The 16,983-nt window shown below is 33.7% G+C and carries 13 protein-coding genes; 1 reads left to right on the top strand and 12 read right to left on the bottom strand.

The window, feature by feature from the left end:
• Nucleotides 1-26: 26 nt before the first annotated feature.
• The 12 genes from ruvA to RH98_RS06325 all read right to left on the bottom strand — a co-directional run bounded on the left by ruvA (nt 27) and on the right by RH98_RS06325 (nt 16,359).
• Nucleotides 27-608 carry a Holliday junction branch migration protein RuvA gene (gene ruvA, locus RH98_RS06380; protein ID WP_010251947.1) on the bottom strand — a complete coding sequence of 194 codons (582 nt, stop codon included), beginning with the start codon at nt 606-608 and terminating at the stop codon, nt 27-29.
• Nucleotides 609-700: 92 nt separating this feature from the next.
• Nucleotides 701-2,980 (bottom strand): NADP-dependent malic enzyme, encoded by a 2,280-nt coding sequence (locus tag RH98_RS06375; RefSeq protein WP_010251945.1) that lies wholly within the window; start codon nt 2,978-2,980, stop codon nt 701-703.
• 63 nt (nt 2,981-3,043) lie between these two features.
• Nucleotides 3,044-3,970, bottom strand: a complete 927-nt coding sequence (gene queG / locus RH98_RS06370) for a tRNA epoxyqueuosine(34) reductase QueG (RefSeq protein ID WP_010251943.1) — start codon at nt 3,968-3,970, stop codon at nt 3,044-3,046.
• A 6-nt stretch (nt 3,971-3,976) separates the two neighbouring features.
• Nucleotides 3,977-5,002, bottom strand: coding sequence for a Holliday junction branch migration DNA helicase RuvB (ruvB, locus tag RH98_RS06365; protein WP_010251941.1), 1,026 nt, complete (start codon nt 5,000-5,002; stop codon nt 3,977-3,979).
• Nucleotides 5,003-5,102: 100 nt separating this feature from the next.
• Entirely contained in the window at nt 5,103-6,899 is a 1,797-nt protein-coding gene (locus RH98_RS06360; protein ID WP_010251938.1) for a cytochrome c oxidase subunit I, read from the bottom strand.
• 28 nt (nt 6,900-6,927) lie between these two features.
• On the bottom strand, nt 6,928-8,091 hold the full coding sequence (locus tag RH98_RS06355) for a cytochrome c oxidase subunit II (protein WP_010251936.1): 1,164 nt from the start codon (nt 8,089-8,091) through the stop codon (nt 6,928-6,930).
• A 17-nt stretch (nt 8,092-8,108) separates the two neighbouring features.
• On the bottom strand, nt 8,109-9,419 hold the full coding sequence (locus RH98_RS06350; protein ID WP_010251934.1) for a cation-translocating P-type ATPase: 1,311 nt from the start codon (nt 9,417-9,419) through the stop codon (nt 8,109-8,111).
• Nucleotides 9,420-9,449: 30 nt separating this feature from the next.
• A complete protein-coding gene (locus RH98_RS06345; protein WP_010251931.1) occupies nt 9,450-9,998 on the bottom strand; it encodes a c-type cytochrome in 549 nt (182 codons plus the stop codon).
• A gap of 7 nt (nt 9,999-10,005) precedes the next feature.
• Nucleotides 10,006-10,527 (bottom strand): DUF3341 domain-containing protein, encoded by a 522-nt coding sequence (locus tag RH98_RS06340; protein WP_010251928.1) that lies wholly within the window; start codon nt 10,525-10,527, stop codon nt 10,006-10,008.
• Nucleotides 10,528-10,533: 6 nt separating this feature from the next.
• Nucleotides 10,534-11,943 (bottom strand): NrfD/PsrC family molybdoenzyme membrane anchor subunit, encoded by a 1,410-nt coding sequence (nrfD, locus tag RH98_RS06335; RefSeq protein WP_010251924.1) that lies wholly within the window; start codon nt 11,941-11,943, stop codon nt 10,534-10,536.
• A 38-nt stretch (nt 11,944-11,981) separates the two neighbouring features.
• Nucleotides 11,982-15,038, bottom strand: coding sequence for a TAT-variant-translocated molybdopterin oxidoreductase (locus RH98_RS06330; protein WP_010251922.1), 3,057 nt, complete (start codon nt 15,036-15,038; stop codon nt 11,982-11,984).
• A gap of 40 nt (nt 15,039-15,078) precedes the next feature.
• Nucleotides 15,079-16,359 carry a c-type cytochrome gene (locus RH98_RS06325; protein WP_010251918.1) on the bottom strand — a complete coding sequence of 427 codons (1,281 nt, stop codon included), beginning with the start codon at nt 16,357-16,359 and terminating at the stop codon, nt 15,079-15,081.
• A gap of 217 nt (nt 16,360-16,576) precedes the next feature.
• On the opposite strand from RH98_RS06325, the gene RH98_RS06320 reads away from it, so the two are divergent.
• Nucleotides 16,577-16,957 carry an SPOR domain-containing protein gene (locus RH98_RS06320; RefSeq protein ID WP_010251915.1) on the top strand — a complete coding sequence of 127 codons (381 nt, stop codon included), beginning with the start codon at nt 16,577-16,579 and terminating at the stop codon, nt 16,955-16,957.
• Nucleotides 16,958-16,983: the final 26 nt, after the last annotated feature.

Here is a 16,983-nt window from a genome sequence, read left to right as displayed (position 1 = left end):
AAAATAGGATTATCTCCCTTCAAAATCTAAAGATTTTTTAATGCTTGTTTGATGATAGACTCAACTGATGCATCTGGATTTTGCTTAATAATTCGTTCTACTACTTTCTCAGCAGATTTACGTACAAATCCAAGTACTTCTAAAGCTGATAACGCTTCATCTACGTTTGTATTGTTAATTGTAGGTAAAACTTCATCAATATTATAAAGTTTAAGTACTTTTTCTTGTAAATCTAATATTACGCGCTGAGCAGTTTTAGCCCCTATTCCTTTTACAGATTGTATGGTTTTTACATCTGCAGATGCAATTGCTTGTAGTAATTCTTTAGGACTTACTGATGAAAGAATATTTCTTGCTGTATTTCCACCAATTCCTGATACAGAAATCAATAATTTAAAAAGCTCTCTTTCTATTTTATCAATAAACCCAAATAAGGTATGAGCGTCTTCCTTAATTTGTAAAAAAGTATACAAACGCAATTTTTCAGAAGACGAAATTTGAGAATAAGTATGCAGGGAAATATGGATAAGATATCCAACTCCCCCGCAATCTATTACCACCTCAGTAGGTGTTTTTTCCACTAATCTTCCTTCAATATGTGCTATCATTCTATGTCTAAATTTTACATCAAAAATAGTAATTATAATTAACTATTTACTAACATAAAACATTATAGCTACTAATCTAGAAGAGTGTTAAATTATTTCTTTTTACGATTCTCACGTACTTGAGCATCTACTACTGCTACTGCAGTCATATTTACCATTTCATCTACACGAGATCCTAATTGAAATACGTGAACTGCTTTATCTAATCCTAAAATAATTGGACCAATTGAAGTAGCTTTATTCAGTTCTTTCAACATTTTATAAGTAATATTCGCAGCATCTAAATTAGGAAATATTAAAGTATTAACTCTTTTATCTACTAATTTAGAATGAGGAAATTTATTTTTCAACATTTCTGAATTTAGAGCGAAATCCATTTGTACTTCTCCATCAACAACCATATCTGGGTATTGCTCATGTAAAATTGCTACGGCTTCTTTCATTTTACTTGGAGATTCATGTTCCGCAGAACCAAAATTACCATAAGACAACATAGCGATTACAGGCTCTATACCGAACATACGCACAGCTTTTTCAGTCATCACAGCAATATTAGCTAATTCTTCAGCTGAAGGATTTGGAGTAATTGCAGTATCTGCTAAAAACATTGGTCCTCTTTTAGTCATCATTAAATTAGTCGTAGCTACTTTTTTAACGCCTGGAAGTGTTGGAATTAATTCTAATATAGGCTTAATAACTGTTGGATAACTTCTTGAATACCCCGTTAACATAGCATCTGCTTCTCCAAGATTCACTAACATTGAAGCAAAATAATTACGCTCAAACATTAATTTACCTGCATCATATAGCGTAACACCTTTACGTTTTCTAGTTTCCCATAAAGCTTTAGCAAACTCTTCTCTACGCTCTTTTTGTTCATCAGATTTAGGATCAATGATTTCAACATCTGCATTAAAATCAATCTCTTGTTTTAACTCCAGAATAGTCGCTTTATCACCTAACAAAATCGGAATAGCCATTCCCTCTTCATACGAAATTTGAGCAGCTTTTAGTACATCTAAATGATCTGCTTCTGCAAAAACAACACGTTTAGGATTAGTTTTAGCACGATTGATTAACATACGCACTAATTTATTATCTGAGCCCATACGTATTTCCAAGTCTGTCTTATACTTTTCCCAATCTGTAATTGGAGATTCAGCAATTCCAGTTTCCATTGCTGCTAAAGCAACTGCAGGAGGAACAACAGTAATTAAGCGAGGGTCAAATGGTTTAGGAATAATGTATTCTTTACCAAAGCTTAATTTAGTTTCGCCATAAGCTATATTCACTTGCTCCGGAACAGGTTCCTTTGCTAACTTAGCTAAAGCAACTACAGCTGCTCTTTTCATTTCTTCATTAATCTTAGTAGCACGAACATCTAAAGCTCCTCTAAAAATATAAGGGAAACCTAAAACATTATTTACTTGATTAGGAAAATCTGATCTACCCGTTGCCATAATTACATCTTTACGCGTATCTACTGCAAGATTATAATCAATTTCTGGTTTTGGATTAGCCATAGCAAAAACAATAGGATTTTCTGCCATTGTCATAAGCATCTCTGGCTTTAGTACATCAGAAGTAGATAAGCCAATAAAAACATCAGCTCCTTTTAGAGCGTCTGCTAATGAGATATCATTGTCAACAGCAAATTCTCTTTGTAAATCTGATATTCTTTCGTCAGCTTTTTTAAGTACTCCTTTACTATTAAACATTAAAATATTCTCGATTTTAACGCCAAAACTAACATATAATTTAGCACATGCGATAGCAGCAGAACCAGCACCAGATACTACCATTTTCACATCTTCCATTTTTTTACCAGCTAACTCAACTGCATTTAGTAGAGCTGCTGCAGAAATAATAGCAGTACCATGTTGGTCATCATGCATTACAGGAATATTCAATTCTTCCTTTAAACGTCTTTCAATTTCAAAAGACTCAGGAGCCTTTATATCCTCTAAATTAATTCCTCCAAAAGTAGGTGCAATATTTTTAACTGTTTCGATAAATGTATCAACATCTGTAGCATCTACTTCAATATCGAAAACGTCTATATCTGAAAAGATCTTAAACAACAAACCTTTTCCTTCCATAACAGGTTTAGATGCCTCCGGTCCAATATCTCCTAAACCTAAAACAGCTGTACCATTAGAAATTACAGCTACTAAATTTCCTTTAGCAGTATACTTATATACATTATTAATATCTGCAGCAATTTCAAGACATGGTTCTGCTACACCTGGGGAATATGCTAAGGATAAATCTCTTTGTGATGAATACTTCTTTGTAGGAACGACCTGGATTTTACCAGGAGTTGGCTCAGCATGATATTTCAATGCTTCCCTACGTAAACTATCTTTATTCATAAATTTCTTTTTACGTTTACAAACAAAGGTAGTCTTTTTGTAGAATAATTAAAATATACCAACTCACTCCGTTAAAAATTTCATATTTCTCAACAAACCACTATATTTAGTTCTCTTTATTGCAGATTTTCTAAAAATTTCACTAAAAGTTTCTTCAGTCAAATCCAACCAGTCTTGCTTTGTATAATTAATTAACTCATTATTAGGAATTAGTAATGGCTCTTGGTGAGGCTTTGAAAAACGATTCCAAGGACAAACATCTTGGCAAACATCACAACCAAACATCCAATCATCAAATTTACCAACCATTTCATTGGAAATACTATCTTTAAGTTCTATAGTAAAATAGGAAATACACTTACTTCCATTTACAATATGAGGACTCTCAATTGCCCCTGTTGGACAAGCATCAATACATTTTGTACATGTACCACAATGATCTGTAGTCGCAGTATCAACTTCTAAGTCTAAATCAATAATTAATTCAGCAATGAAAAAGAAAGAACCCGCTTTTCTAGAAATAAGATTATTGTTCTTTCCTACCCATCCTAATCCACTTTTGGCAGCCCAAGCCTTATCTAAAACTGGAGCTGAATCAACAAAAATTCGTCCTCCTACTTCTCCAATATTATCATGAATAAAACTTAATAATTCTTTTAACTTCTCTTTTATCACAAAATGATAATCTTGACCATAAGCATATTTAGAGATTTTAAAACTATCTTCTACTTGTAATTTTTCAGGAAAATAATTTAAAGTTAGAGAAACAACACTTTTAGCTCCTTCCACTAGCAATCGAGGATCTAATCGTTTATCAAAATTATTTTCCATATATGTCATACTTCCATGCATTTGATTTTTTAACCACCTCTCAAGTCTTGGAGCGTCTTCTTCTAAAAAATCTGCTTTAGAAATACCGCATGACATAAAACCCAATCGCAAAGCCTCTTCTTTTATTATTGAGGCATACTTTGCTTTATTGTCAATCATATAATTTTAATCAAATAATCCCCCTTGACGAATTTGTCTTATTCTATCTAAATGTGTATAAGCTTTATCTGTAACTTCACGTCCTCTAGGTGTGCGGATAATGAATCCTTCCTGAATTAAATAAGGCTCATACACTTCCTCAATTGTTTCACCATTCTCTGACACAGCAGTTGCTAAAGTTGATAGACCAACAGGTCCCCCTTTAAATTTATCAATAATTGTGAGAAGTATCTTATTATCCATTTCATCCAACCCATATGAATCAACATTTAATGCATTTAAAGCATAACGAGAAATTTCTATATCTATACTTCCATTACCTTTAATTTGAGCAAAATCACGAACTCTACGCAATAAAGCATTCGCAATCCTAGGTGTTCCTCTACTTCGACCAGCAATTTCAATAGCCGCATCTATATTAATTGGCACTCCTAAAATACTAGCACTCCTTTCTATAATTGTTGCTAACAGCTCTTTATTATAATACTGTAAACGACTCTGAATACCAAACCTAGCCCTCATGGGCGCAGTTAATAACCCTGAACGCGTAGTTGCTCCTACTAAAGTAAAAGGATTTAAATGTATTTGTACTGAACGAGCATTAGGTCCTGACTCAATCATAATATCTATTTTAAAATCCTCCATAGCAGAATACAAATACTCTTCTACGATAGGACTTAGTCGATGAATCTCATCAATAAATAAAACATCACGTTCCTCCAAATTCGTTAGTAATCCAGCTAAGTCCCCAGGTTTATCCAAGACCGGTCCTGACGTTATCTTTATTCCAACTTCTAATTCATTAGCTAAAATATTAGCTAACGTAGTTTTACCTAATCCTGGAGGTCCATGAAATAATGTATGATCTAAAGCTTCACCTCTTAAATTAGCAGCTTTTACGAAGATCTTTAAATTTTCTAACACATTTTCCTGACCTGCAAAATCATCAAAAGACAAAGGTCTTAGCTTTTTCTCTAAGTCTAATTCCTCAGAAGAATAACTTTTATTACTTGGATCTAAATTCTCATTCATAATGCAAAGATAAGTCAAAAAATCAATGACAAAGAAAATAACAATAAACGAAAAAGTCATCCAAATGGATGACTTTTTCATATAGTACTAAAATTATTTCTTAGTGGTGTAATTGTTCCTCACCTTCTAAATAAGGCATATTTTGAGGAGCATAATCTTCAGGTAAACCTGGTTTACTATAGTCATAAGGCCATCTGTAAACAACTGGTAACTCACCTGGCCAGTTTCCGTGGATATGCTCTACTGGTGTAGTCCATTCTAAACTGTTTGCTCTCCAAGGATTTTGAGTTGCTTTTTTACCGTAAAATATACTGAAGAAGAAATTCCATAAGAATACTAATTGGAAAGCTGCTCCAACTAATGCAAATACAGTAATTAAAACGTTAACATCATAAAACTCATCAAACAAAGGAAAAGCTGTATTTGAATAATAACGTCTTGGTAAACCAGCTAATCCTATAAAGTGCATTGGGAAAAATACTCCATAAGCACAAATTGCAGTCACCCAGAAATGAATATATCCTAAATTCTTACTCATCATTCTTCCAAACATTTTTGGGAACCAATGATAAATACCTGCAAACATACCGTAAAGAGCAGATATACCCATTACTAAGTGGAAGTGAGCAATAACGAAATAAGTATCATGAACATTAATATCTAATGTCGAGTCACCTAAAATAATACCTGTTAAACCTCCTGTAATGAATGTAGATACAAATCCTATACAAAATAGCATTGACGGGTTCATTTGAATATTACCACTCCAAATTGTTGTAATATAATTAAATGCTTTTACAGCCGATGGAATTGCAATCAATAACGTAGTAAAAGTAAATACAGATCCTAAAAATGGATTCATTCCTGATACGAACATGTGGTGTCCCCAAACAATTGTCGATAAGAAAGCAATACCTAAAATTGAAGCAATCATCGCACGGTAACCAAAAATTGGTTTACGAGCGTTACATGCAATTACCTCTGATGTAATACCCATTGCTGGTAAAATTACAATATAAACCTCAGGGTGACCTAAAAACCAGAATAAATGCTCATATAATACAGGTGAACCTCCTTGATAATGCAATACCTCTCCAGCTAAATAAATATCCGATAAGAAGAATGATGTTCCAAAACTTCTATCAAATAATAATAACAAAGCTGCAGATAATAAAACTGGGAATGAAACAATACCGATAATAGCAGTAACAAATAATGCCCATACTGTCAATGGTAATCTTGTCATTGACATCCCCTTTGTTCTTAAGTTAACAACTGTAGCAACATAATTTAAAGACCCCATCAATGAAGATGCAATAAAAATTGCCATAGAAACTAACCATAGTGTCATACCTGTTCCAGATCCAGGAATTGCTTGCGGTAAAGCACTCAATGGAGGATAAACTGTCCATCCTGAAGAACTTGGTCCTCCTTCAACAAATAATGAAAAAATCATTAATAAAGCTGAAATGAAGAATAACCAATATGACAACATATTTAAAAATCCTGAAGCCATATCTCGTGCTCCAATTTGCAAGGGAATAAGCAAGTTTGAAAAAGTACCACTTAGCCCAGCTGTTAATACGAAGAATACCATGATAGTACCGTGCATAGTAACTAAAGCAAGATAAGCATCATTCTTCATTACTCCATCAGGAGCCATTTTATCTCCTAATAACCATTTAAAAACTGTAAATGATTCCTCTGGCCATGCAATTTGCATTCTAAATAAAAGCGACATCACAATACCAACAATTCCCATAACAATACCGGTAATTAGGTATTGTTTAGCAATCATTTTATGGTCTAAACTAAATACATATTTAGTAAAGAAGTTACCTTTCTCATGATGATCATGCTCGTGACCATTTATATTTTCGTGTCCTTCTGCTGACATAGTATAATTTGATTTTAATACGTGAGTTTTATTTTACTACTTGAGCTAAAGCTTCATCAGTTGATTCTCCTTCAGTAACTTGATCTTCCGTAGCAGGAACTTCTTTACCACCTTTTTCAGCAGCAACTTGTTCTCCTAATGTTGGAAGTTCATTAAGCCAAGCATCAAATTCATCTTGAGTTTCTACAACTACTTTCATTTGCATGTTATAGTGAGAAGCTCCACAAATTTTATTACATAATAATAAATAATCAAAAGTATATGGATCTAAAGCTTCATGTCCTTGAGCAATTAACTCTTGACTTTTCTCAGCTCTAATATCATTAATATTTTTCACTTTACTTATTATTGCATCACGACCTCTCATTTCTTCAGTAGTCGCAATTGGAACAAAAGAAAATTGAGTAACCATACCAGGAACACAGTTCATCTGTGCTCTGAAGTGTGGAAAATAAGCAGAGTGCAACACATCTTGAGAACGGAATCTCAAAACAACTCTCTTTCCTACTGGCAAGTGTAATTCTTTCGCCATTATATCGTCTTGAGAGTTTGGATCTGACATATCAGCTCCTACAAGATTGATACCTTCGATAAAACGTACGTTTGCTTTACCTAAAGTATTATCAGCACCAGAATAACGAACATCCCATCCAAATTGCTTAGCATAAACTTCTACATACATAATGTCTGGATCCTCTTCGTCAACAAACATAATATCATTCCATGCATACAATCCATAAAGAATTAATCCTGATAAAGTAATCACAGGAATAATAGTCCAGATAGCTTCTAATTTGTCGTTATCAGAAAAATAACGCGCTTTTCTTCCTTTAATACCTCTACCTTTAAAAGCAAAGTAGTGTAATAAAAATTGTGTGAAAATTTGAACAACGAAAATCAATCCCATAGAGATCCACATTAAGTTGTCAACAGTCTCACCATGTTCTGACGCAGGATTGCTCATTAAAGGAAAACTACCATACTCAACTAAACAAAAAATAGTAAGTACATAGATAAATCCTAAGAAAGCAAATGTCAAATAACCATTAACGTTATTGTCCTTGTCATTAGCGATTTCTGAAGTAATATCATTTGGTCGTGAACCAACCTGAGTTAAATCAAATATCTTAGTCAACTGCCAAATAGCAATCCCCAATAATACTACAACAGCTAATATTAATAAACTTGTCATTTGTTTATTTTTAGATATTAATAATGAAAATGTTTACTCTCTCCTATCAATGGATTATTCTTAGCTAATAATGGTGCTTTAGCAATAGCATTAAATCCTACATAGATAAATAATCCGATGAAGAAAATTAATGACCCTATTTCAGCAGCTCCGATAAACCAAGAACCTCCAACTGTACCAGGTGCAATCATCAAAAAGAAATCAATATAATGTCCAGCGATAATACATATACCAGCCATTACAACAACCCAAGTTAAACGTTTAAAGTCTGTATTAATTAATAAAATTAATGGCAACACAAAGTTTAAAACTAACATACCAAAGAATGGTAAATTGAACTCTTGAATTCTAAAGATGAAGTAAGTTACCTCTTCTGGAATGTTAGAGTACCATTGTAACATGAATTGAGAGAACCAAAGATATGTCCAGAAAATACTTAAACCAAACATAAATTTAGCTAAATCATGAATATGACTAGTATTAACAAATTCTAGATACCCTTTGTTTTTTAGGTACAATGTTACCAATGCGATAGTAGTAATTGCAGATACAAAGAAACTTGCAAATACATACCAACCAAATAAAGTACTATACCAGTGAGTATCTATAGACATAATCCAATCCCATGATGCCATAGATTCAGTAACAATAAAAAATGCTAAAAATCCAGCAGATGCTTTAAACATCTTTTTATGATAAACTAAATCACCTGTAGCATCTAAAGTTAAAGATTGTTTACGCATATAGAAACGGTAAAGATTCCAACCTCCTAAAAAGATAACCGCACGGATTAAAAAGAAAGGAACGTTCAAATATCCTAATTTACCTTGAATAATAACGTCGTGTTTAACGACTTCCTCATTCGCCCATATAAATAAGTGGTTTCCACCTACTTCAAATACAGACAATAATAATATAACAAAGAAAATAATTGAACCTGGCAATAAATACGCTGACAATCCTTCCATTATTCTAAATAATACAGGAGACCATCCAGCAGAAGCAGCATAATTGATTCCATAAAATACTAATATCCCTAAAGAAACTAACATCACGAAAATACAACCAACATATAATGCAGTCCAAGGTTTATTTTGCAATTGACTTTTTACATGCTCAACATGCGCATTATGAGCTTCATGATCAACGGTAGAGTCATGACTAGAAACCTCATGAGTAACACTACCATGATGTTCTTGCTCCTTTAAAATCTGCTCTACTTCAGCAGTTGTTCTTGGTGCACTTAAAAATCCATAAGTAATCCCAGCCAATCCTAAGATCATAAGAACTACAGCAAAAATCTTTAAGTTTTTTGAAAATGTGTACATATCTAAACTTTCAATAAGTTTTACAATTTATTATTCTGATTTCAATTTTAAAACGTAATCTGTAACTAACCAACGCTCTTTCTGAGTTAATTGATTAGCATGAGATCCCATTGCATTCAAACCATAAGTAATTACGTGATAGATCCCTCCTTCAGTAAGTTCACGATCTTTATAGTTCGGAACCCCTAAGAACTTTTCATTTTTCACCAAGTTACCTTTTCCATCACCTTTCGCACCATGACAAATAGCGCAATAAATTCCATATAATTGTTGCCCTTTATCAGAATCTTTTTCTGCTTCTGTAAGTGGTGATTTTAAATTCATTTTTGCCTCTACTAGCCCTTCAGGTGTATTTGGATATGCTTCTGGTTCGAAACCTCTTGGTATAGAACCTTCTGCTGGCTTTTGCGCCTCCATTCCATCTTTAAAAACATCAGTAGGCACTGCAGAATACGTTTCATATCCAACAGCTTCATACATATTAGGCATGAACTGATAGTTAGGACGTTCTTTATTAAAACAAGAAGTAGTCAAAATCGACACCCCCACTAAAGCTACTATTTTATATATTGCTTTCATTCTACAATTACTTTTCAATTACTTTAACTTCAACTGCACCAGTATTTTTGAAGAACTCTACTGCTGACTCTTCATCTCCTTTTAAAGCAACTTCCATTAAAAAGTGATCATCTGTAGTTCTAACATCTGGGTTTTCAGCTTTTTTAAATGGCCATAATTTACTTCTCATAAAGAATGTTAACACCATTAAGTGAGCTGAAAATAATACAGTCATCTCAAACATAATTGGAACGAATGCTGGCATATTTTGGATAAAACTAAAACTAGGTTTACCCCCAATATCTTGTGGCCAGTCAACTATCATGATGAAATACATCATTGCTGTCCCAAATGATAAACCAATTAATCCGTACAAGAAAGCACAAATAGCTAATCTTGTTGGTTTTAATCCCATTGCTTTATCTAGACCATGCACTGGGAAAGGAGTATAGATTTCCTCAATGTGATGATGAGCAGTTCTAGTCTCTTTTACTGCATCTAACAACACATCATCATCATTATATATTGCGTAAATTACCTTATTACTCATAACGAATTAATGATTTAAAGTTTGATGATTCTCTTTGCTGTCTCTTTCTTTTTTGTAAAACTCTCCTGAAGATTTCAAAATAGTTTTTACCTCTGCTTGCGCAATTACAGGGAAACTTCTTGAATATAACAAGAACAATACAAAGAAGAAACCAATAGTTCCAATATAAATACCTGCATCAACAAATGTTGGTTGGAACATAGTCCATGAAGAAGGTAAATAATCTCTATGTAATGATGTAACAATAATTACAAAACGCTCAAACCACATCCCAACGTTCACTATTAAAGAAATAATGAAAGACGCCATAATGTTAGTTCTAATCTTTTTAAACCACATAACTTGTGGAGAAACCACGTTACAAGTCATCATTAATACATATGACCACCAGTAAGGTCCTGTTGCACGGTTTAAAAATGCGTATTGTTCATACTCTACTCCAGAGTACCAAGCTACCCATAACTCAGTAATATATGCCACACCAACAATAGAACCTGTAATCATCACAATGATATTCATAAGCTCAATATGTTGAATAGTGATATAATCCTCTAAATTAGACACTTTTCTCATAATGATCAAAAGTGTTGTAACCATAGCAAATCCAGAGAAAATAGCTCCAGCTACGAAATATGGAGGAAGAATAGTTGTATGCCATCCAGGAATTACAGAAGTAGCAAAGTCAAAAGATACAATCGTGTGTACTGAAAGTACTAATGGTGTAGCTAATCCAGCTAATACTAAAGATACTTCCTCAAAACGTTGCCAGTCTTTTGCACGTCCTGACCAACCAAATGATAAAATAGAATATACTCTTTTATTGAATGGTGTTATCGCTCTATCGCGTAACATTGCAAAGTCAGGTAATAAACCAGTCCACCAGAAAACTAATGAAACTGATAAATACGTAGAAATTGCAAAAACGTCCCAAAGTAATGGTGAGTTAAAGTTAACCCACAAAGACCCAAATTGGTTAGGTAAAGGTAGTACCCAGTATGCTAACCATGGACGTCCCATGTGTATGATAGGGAATAGACCTGCCTGAACAACAGAGAAAATAGTCATTGCCTCTGCTGAACGGTTAATAGCCATTCTCCATTTTTGTCTAAATAATAATAATACAGCGGAAATTAAAGTACCAGCGTGACCGATACCAACCCACCATACGAAGTTGGTAATATCCCATGCCCAACCGATGGTTTTATTTAATCCCCATGTACCTATACCAGTACCAACTGTGTAAGCCATTGATCCTATACCCCATAGAAATGCGATGAAAGCAATAGTGAAAACCTTCCACCATAGTTTGTTTGCTCTCCCTTCTACAGGTCTAGCCACATCAACAGTTATATCGTGATATGTTTTCTCACCAATAACTAAAGGTTTTCTAATGGGTGCTTCGTAATGTGACGACATAATCCTTTATATGTTTCTTTAATTAATAATTCATTTAATTACACGTTTCTAACTTTAACGTGGTAGAATACATTTGGTTTTGTACCAATATGCTCCAATAAGTGGTATGAACGATCTGATTCTGCTAATTCAGTAATTTCAGAATCTTTATCATTAACATCTCCAAAAACCATAGCTCCACTAGAACAAGCAGCTGAACAAGCAACTTCAAATTCGTTTGGACGAACAGCTCTTCCTTCATTCTTAGCTTTTAATATTGTAGCTTGAGTCATTTGGATACATAATGAACATTTTTCCATTACCCCTCTAGAACGAACAACAACATCTGGGTTTAATACCATACGTCCTAAGTCATCATTCATGTAGTAATCAAACTCACTATTCTGTGCATATAAGAACCAGTTAAAACGTCTCACTTTGTAAGGACAGTTATTTGCACAGTATCTAGTTCCAACACAACGGTTATATGCCATATGGTTTTGACCTTGACGTCCGTGAGATGTCGCAGCTACTGGACATACAGTTTCACATGGTGCATGGTTACAATGTTGACACATGATTGGTTGGAATGCAACTTGTGGGTTGTCTGCTGGATGTTCTAATTCTTTAAATGCATCGTGATATTCAGTAAATCCTTTTGCATTAACTTTCTTCTCGACATCTCCAGCAAAAGTATCTTCTGATGAATAATATCTATCAATACGCAACCAGTGCATATCTCTACTTCTTCTAACCTCTGATTTACCAACTACAGGAACGTTGTTCTCAGCATGACAAGAAATCACACAAGCACCACAACCTGTACAAGCATTTAAATCAATAGATAAATTGAAATGGTGACCTACAGATCTATCAAATGACTCCCATATATCAATAGTAGAAGCTTTCACTTCCTCATGATCATAAGAAACTTGAGCTGGAATATTCCATTCATCCACAGGAATAGATTTATCACTCATTATAGCCAAAGTAGTATCTTTAACGATATCACCTCTACTCATCAATGTATTCTGTAACTGAACACAAGCAAACTCGTGCTCACCACTTGCTTTCGCAATTGTTACAGATTGAACTGTATCAAAGTTGTTATATAATTTATAAGCATTAACACCTACTTGCATTTCTTCTTTAAGTGCTGCTTTTCTACCATAACCAAAAGCAAGACCAATAGTTCCCGGTGCTTGTCCTGGTTGAATTAAAGCAGGTACTTTTTCTAAAGTAACGCCATTCACAGTTAAAGTAACATAATCACCGTTTAAACCTCCGTTTGCAACGTGATGATTAACTATATTTAACTCTTCAGCATCTTTTCTAGAGATAGTAGCGTAGTTATCCCACGATACACGTGAGATTGGATCAGGAAATTCTTGTAACCATGGGTTATTAGCTTGTTGACCATCTCCCATTCCTGTCTTAGTATAAAGAACTAATTCATAGTTACCTTCTTTAACTCCTTTAACTAAAGCTTGTGCAGCATTAGCAAAATCAATGTTTGAAATAGCTTTATTCTCTACGTCTTTAGTAGCAAATCCATCATGAACTAGTTGATTCCAAGATTTACCATTACTATAATCACTACCTACAGATTTTAAATAATCATAATAAGCAGTATTATTTCCAGTCCACAACAATAAAGCCTCTTGGAACTGACGTGTATCAAATAATGGACGTATAGTAGGTTGCATAACAGAGTAATGACCTTTTTTAATCATTACATCTCCCCAAGACTCAAGGTAATGTGGAGCTGCTGCTGCAACAGTACTAAGTAAAGCAGTCTCATCTTCTTTCAATGAGAAAGAAACTGATGTTTTAACTTTTTTCAATCCTTCTGCGAAAGCCTCACTATTAGCTAAAGTATAAACTGGATTTATTCCTGACATAATAAGAGTATGAATTTTACCAGCATTCATATCTTTAACTAATTCAAGAACTTCTTTGTTGTTTCCTTTTCTAACGTATTTAGTTACTTCTGGCATAAATGCCTCTGATTGTAAAGCTTCATTAATAGCAAAAACTAATAATTGAGCGTTTACATCGTCAATTCCTGATACTAAAACACCATTTTTACCAGCAGCCTTTAATTGACTAATTGCTTTTTGGATTGCTTCATCATATTCTGTTTTACTAGAAGAAACATTTCCACCAACAATAGCATTATAAAATTTCACTAAAGCAGCTTTCTGTCCAGCAAGATTTAAAGGTATACGTACGTCAGCATTTGCACCAGATAAAGACATATTAGACTCTATTTGGAAATGTTTTGACATTTTACCGTTTTTAGGGATACGACCTTTAGCATAAGCTGAATCATATCCACCTCCTTGCCAATCTCCTAAAAAGTCAGCAGCAATAGAAACAATTACATCAGCTTTTCCGAAATCGTAATCTGCAAATCCTCTTTCCCCATAAGCCATTTGATAAGCATCTAACGCTGTTGATGAAGAAACTGCATCATAAACGATATGTTTTGCAGTTGGATTTTCAGAAATGAATTCTTTTATTAATTTATCAGTAGAAGGACTAGCCATTGTATTTGTTAATAATACAACATTACCTCCTGTTGATTTTGCATCTTGTAAGCTAGCTCTAACTTTTGCATCAACTTCATCCCAAGAAGCGTTTTTACCTTCAATTTTAGGTTGCTTCAAACGAAGACTATCATACATTGATAGAACAGATGCGTTAACACGAGCATTTGCACCTGAGTATGCACTAGCTAATTTATTATTTTCGATTTTGATTGGACGACCTTCGCGAGTTTTTACTAAAACATTCACAAAGTCAAACCCATCAGCAATCGTAGTCGCATAATAGTCAGCTACTCCAGGAATAATCTCTTCTGGCTGAACTACATACGGTATAGATTTAATTACAGGTCCTTCACACGCCGCTAATGTAGCAGCAGCAGTAGAAAAACCAACGTATTTCAAAAAGTCTCGACGAGTTGTAGAAGAAGACGATAGTTTGTCTTTATCACCAAGAAATTCATCTGTAGGTAGCTCCTCAACAAACTCATTGTTTCTTAGCGTCTCAACAATAGAACTATTTTCGTTCAGCTCTTCAACACTTTTCCAGTATTTTTTGTTTGATGCCATTGTATATATATATTAGCTTCTTATTCTTTAATTAATTATATTAATAGTGACATTTACCACATTCTAATCCACCCATTTGAGCAACAGTCAATTTCTCAACTCCGTATTTCTCAGACAATTCTTTATGAATTTTCGCATAATACTCGTTGCTTTCTAACTTAACGTCAGTTTTTCTATGACAATCAATACACCATCCCATAGTTAATGGAGAATACTGTCTCATGATTTCCATTTCTTCAACTGGTCCGTGACATGTTTGACATTCTAAACCAGCCACATTTACGTGTTGAGAGTGGTTATAGTAAGCAAAGTCTGGTAAATTATGAATACGAACCCATTTAACTGGTTTTTCTTTTCCAGTATATTTTTGAGCCGAAGCATCCCAACCTACCGCATCATATAATTTTTGGATTTCTCCTGAATAAAACTCTGGTGTGTATTTACCATAATCTTTACCTTCTTCTCCTGTGAATTCGCTAATGTTTTTATGACAGTTCATACAAACATTTAAAGATGGAATACCAGAAGTTTTACTTGATCTTGCAGCTGAGTGACAATACTTACAATCAATACCATTATCACCAGCGTGAATTTTATGTGAAAAATGGATAGGCTGAACTGGTTCATAACCTTTATCAACTCCAATTTGCATCATATATCCAAAAGCAAAATATGATCCAACCAAAATCATAACGATTACAGAAACAATCACCAAGAATTGATTTTTAACAAATGCTTTCCACAATGGAATAGTATGACGTACCTCTTCAGTTAAACCATTAGCTTCTACTACTTTATTCAACACTTTTCTAACAAAGAATAGCATTGTTACTAAAAGTAATAAAACAACTACTAAAGCACCTAAAACAACCATATTAGAAACACCATCAGCATTTCCTCCTTGTGCTTCAGCACCTCCTCCTCCAGCTACTGCAACTGGAGCAGCTTTTTCTTCTGAAGTATATGCTAAGATGTTATCAATGTCTTCATCTGACAAACCAGGGAAGTCATTCATAACCACCTTATTCCATTCTTCAAAAAGTTTTACAGCTCTAGAATCTCCTGACTTAATCAAAGACGAGCTACTTTTTATCCATTTATGTAGCCACTCTACATCTCCGTCGTGTCTTTCAACAACACCACGTAGTGATGGTCCAGTAGCATTACCATCCAGCTTATGACATGCTGCACAGTTAGAATTGAACAATTCCTTACCTTTTGCAGCATCTTGTGCAAACGAAATTGTCGAAAACGATAGCATCAACGCTAAACAAAAGAATAAAATCTTTGAAAACGAATTATGGTTACCCACTTTTTTCATAGTTATAAAATGATTTTCAACTAAATTTGGTCTTATTTAACAGTCAATTAGACCGCTCTATTATATACCTTATTTACAAACTTCGACAAAAATACAATTTATGGCTTACTCTTAAAACCTTTACAAGCCTTTAAATATAATTTATACACGTTCTAAATAAAACTGTTTTAGCTTCTTTTAGAGATATTTTGTAATTTTGCATCAAATACATTTCATTATGAGAATTTTAAGAGTTTTACTCCTCTTTTCTACAATACTTTTTAGCTTTTCCACAATTCAAGCTCAAGAGAAAAAAACTATTGTAAACGAACCAAATACCATCACAGAGTTGATGAATATGAAGAAGACCTACAATTCTTCTATAACCGCCAATGACAAATTTAGAATTCAAGTTTTTTACGGAAAAAACAGTGAAGCTAAAGAAGCATTGCAAAATTTCAAATCTCTATATCCAGAGATAAATGCTACTATTATTTATAATACACCAACATATAAAGTTTTTGTTGGGAATTTTAAAACTAGATTAGAAGCAGAGCGAAACTTAAGAATTATAAAAAAAGATTTCCCAAATTCATTATTGATAAGACCTTCTAAATAAAACAAAAATAGTTTCATACTACGTGT

This window comes from Myroides injenensis M09-0166 (genome assembly GCF_000246945.1).
GTDB lineage: Bacteria > Bacteroidota > Bacteroidia > Flavobacteriales > Flavobacteriaceae > Flavobacterium > Flavobacterium injenense.
Note: the sequence above shows the minus strand (reverse complement) of the source record. Positions and strands in the feature narration are given on the sequence as shown.

Coding starts and splice junctions, on each gene's coding strand:
- RH98_RS06360 (WP_010251938.1), bottom strand. CDS start 6,899: ATGTCAGCAGAAGGACACGAAAATATAAATGGTCACGAGCATGATCAT.
- RH98_RS06345 (WP_010251931.1), bottom strand. CDS start 9,998: ATGAAAGCAATATATAAAATAGTAGCTTTAGTGGGGGTGTCGATTTTG.
- nrfD (WP_010251924.1), bottom strand. CDS start 11,943: ATGTCGTCACATTACGAAGCACCCATTAGAAAACCTTTAGTTATTGGT.
- ruvB (WP_010251941.1), bottom strand. CDS start 5,002: ATGAATGAGAATTTAGATCCAAGTAATAAAAGTTATTCTTCTGAGGAA.
- RH98_RS06340 (WP_010251928.1), bottom strand. CDS start 10,527: ATGAGTAATAAGGTAATTTACGCAATATATAATGATGATGATGTGTTG.
- RH98_RS06350 (WP_010251934.1), bottom strand. CDS start 9,419: ATGTACACATTTTCAAAAAACTTAAAGATTTTTGCTGTAGTTCTTATG.
- RH98_RS06355 (WP_010251936.1), bottom strand. CDS start 8,091: ATGACAAGTTTATTAATATTAGCTGTTGTAGTATTATTGGGGATTGCT.
- RH98_RS06325 (WP_010251918.1), bottom strand. CDS start 16,359: ATGAAAAAAGTGGGTAACCATAATTCGTTTTCAAAGATTTTATTCTTT.
- RH98_RS06330 (WP_010251922.1), bottom strand. CDS start 15,038: ATGGCATCAAACAAAAAATACTGGAAAAGTGTTGAAGAGCTGAACGAA.
- queG (WP_010251943.1), bottom strand. CDS start 3,970: ATGATTGACAATAAAGCAAAGTATGCCTCAATAATAAAAGAAGAGGCT.
- RH98_RS06320 (WP_010251915.1), top strand. CDS start 16,577: ATGAGAATTTTAAGAGTTTTACTCCTCTTTTCTACAATACTTTTTAGC.
- ruvA (WP_010251947.1), bottom strand. CDS start 608: ATGATAGCACATATTGAAGGAAGATTAGTGGAAAAAACACCTACTGAG.
- RH98_RS06375 (WP_010251945.1), bottom strand. CDS start 2,980: ATGAATAAAGATAGTTTACGTAGGGAAGCATTGAAATATCATGCTGAG.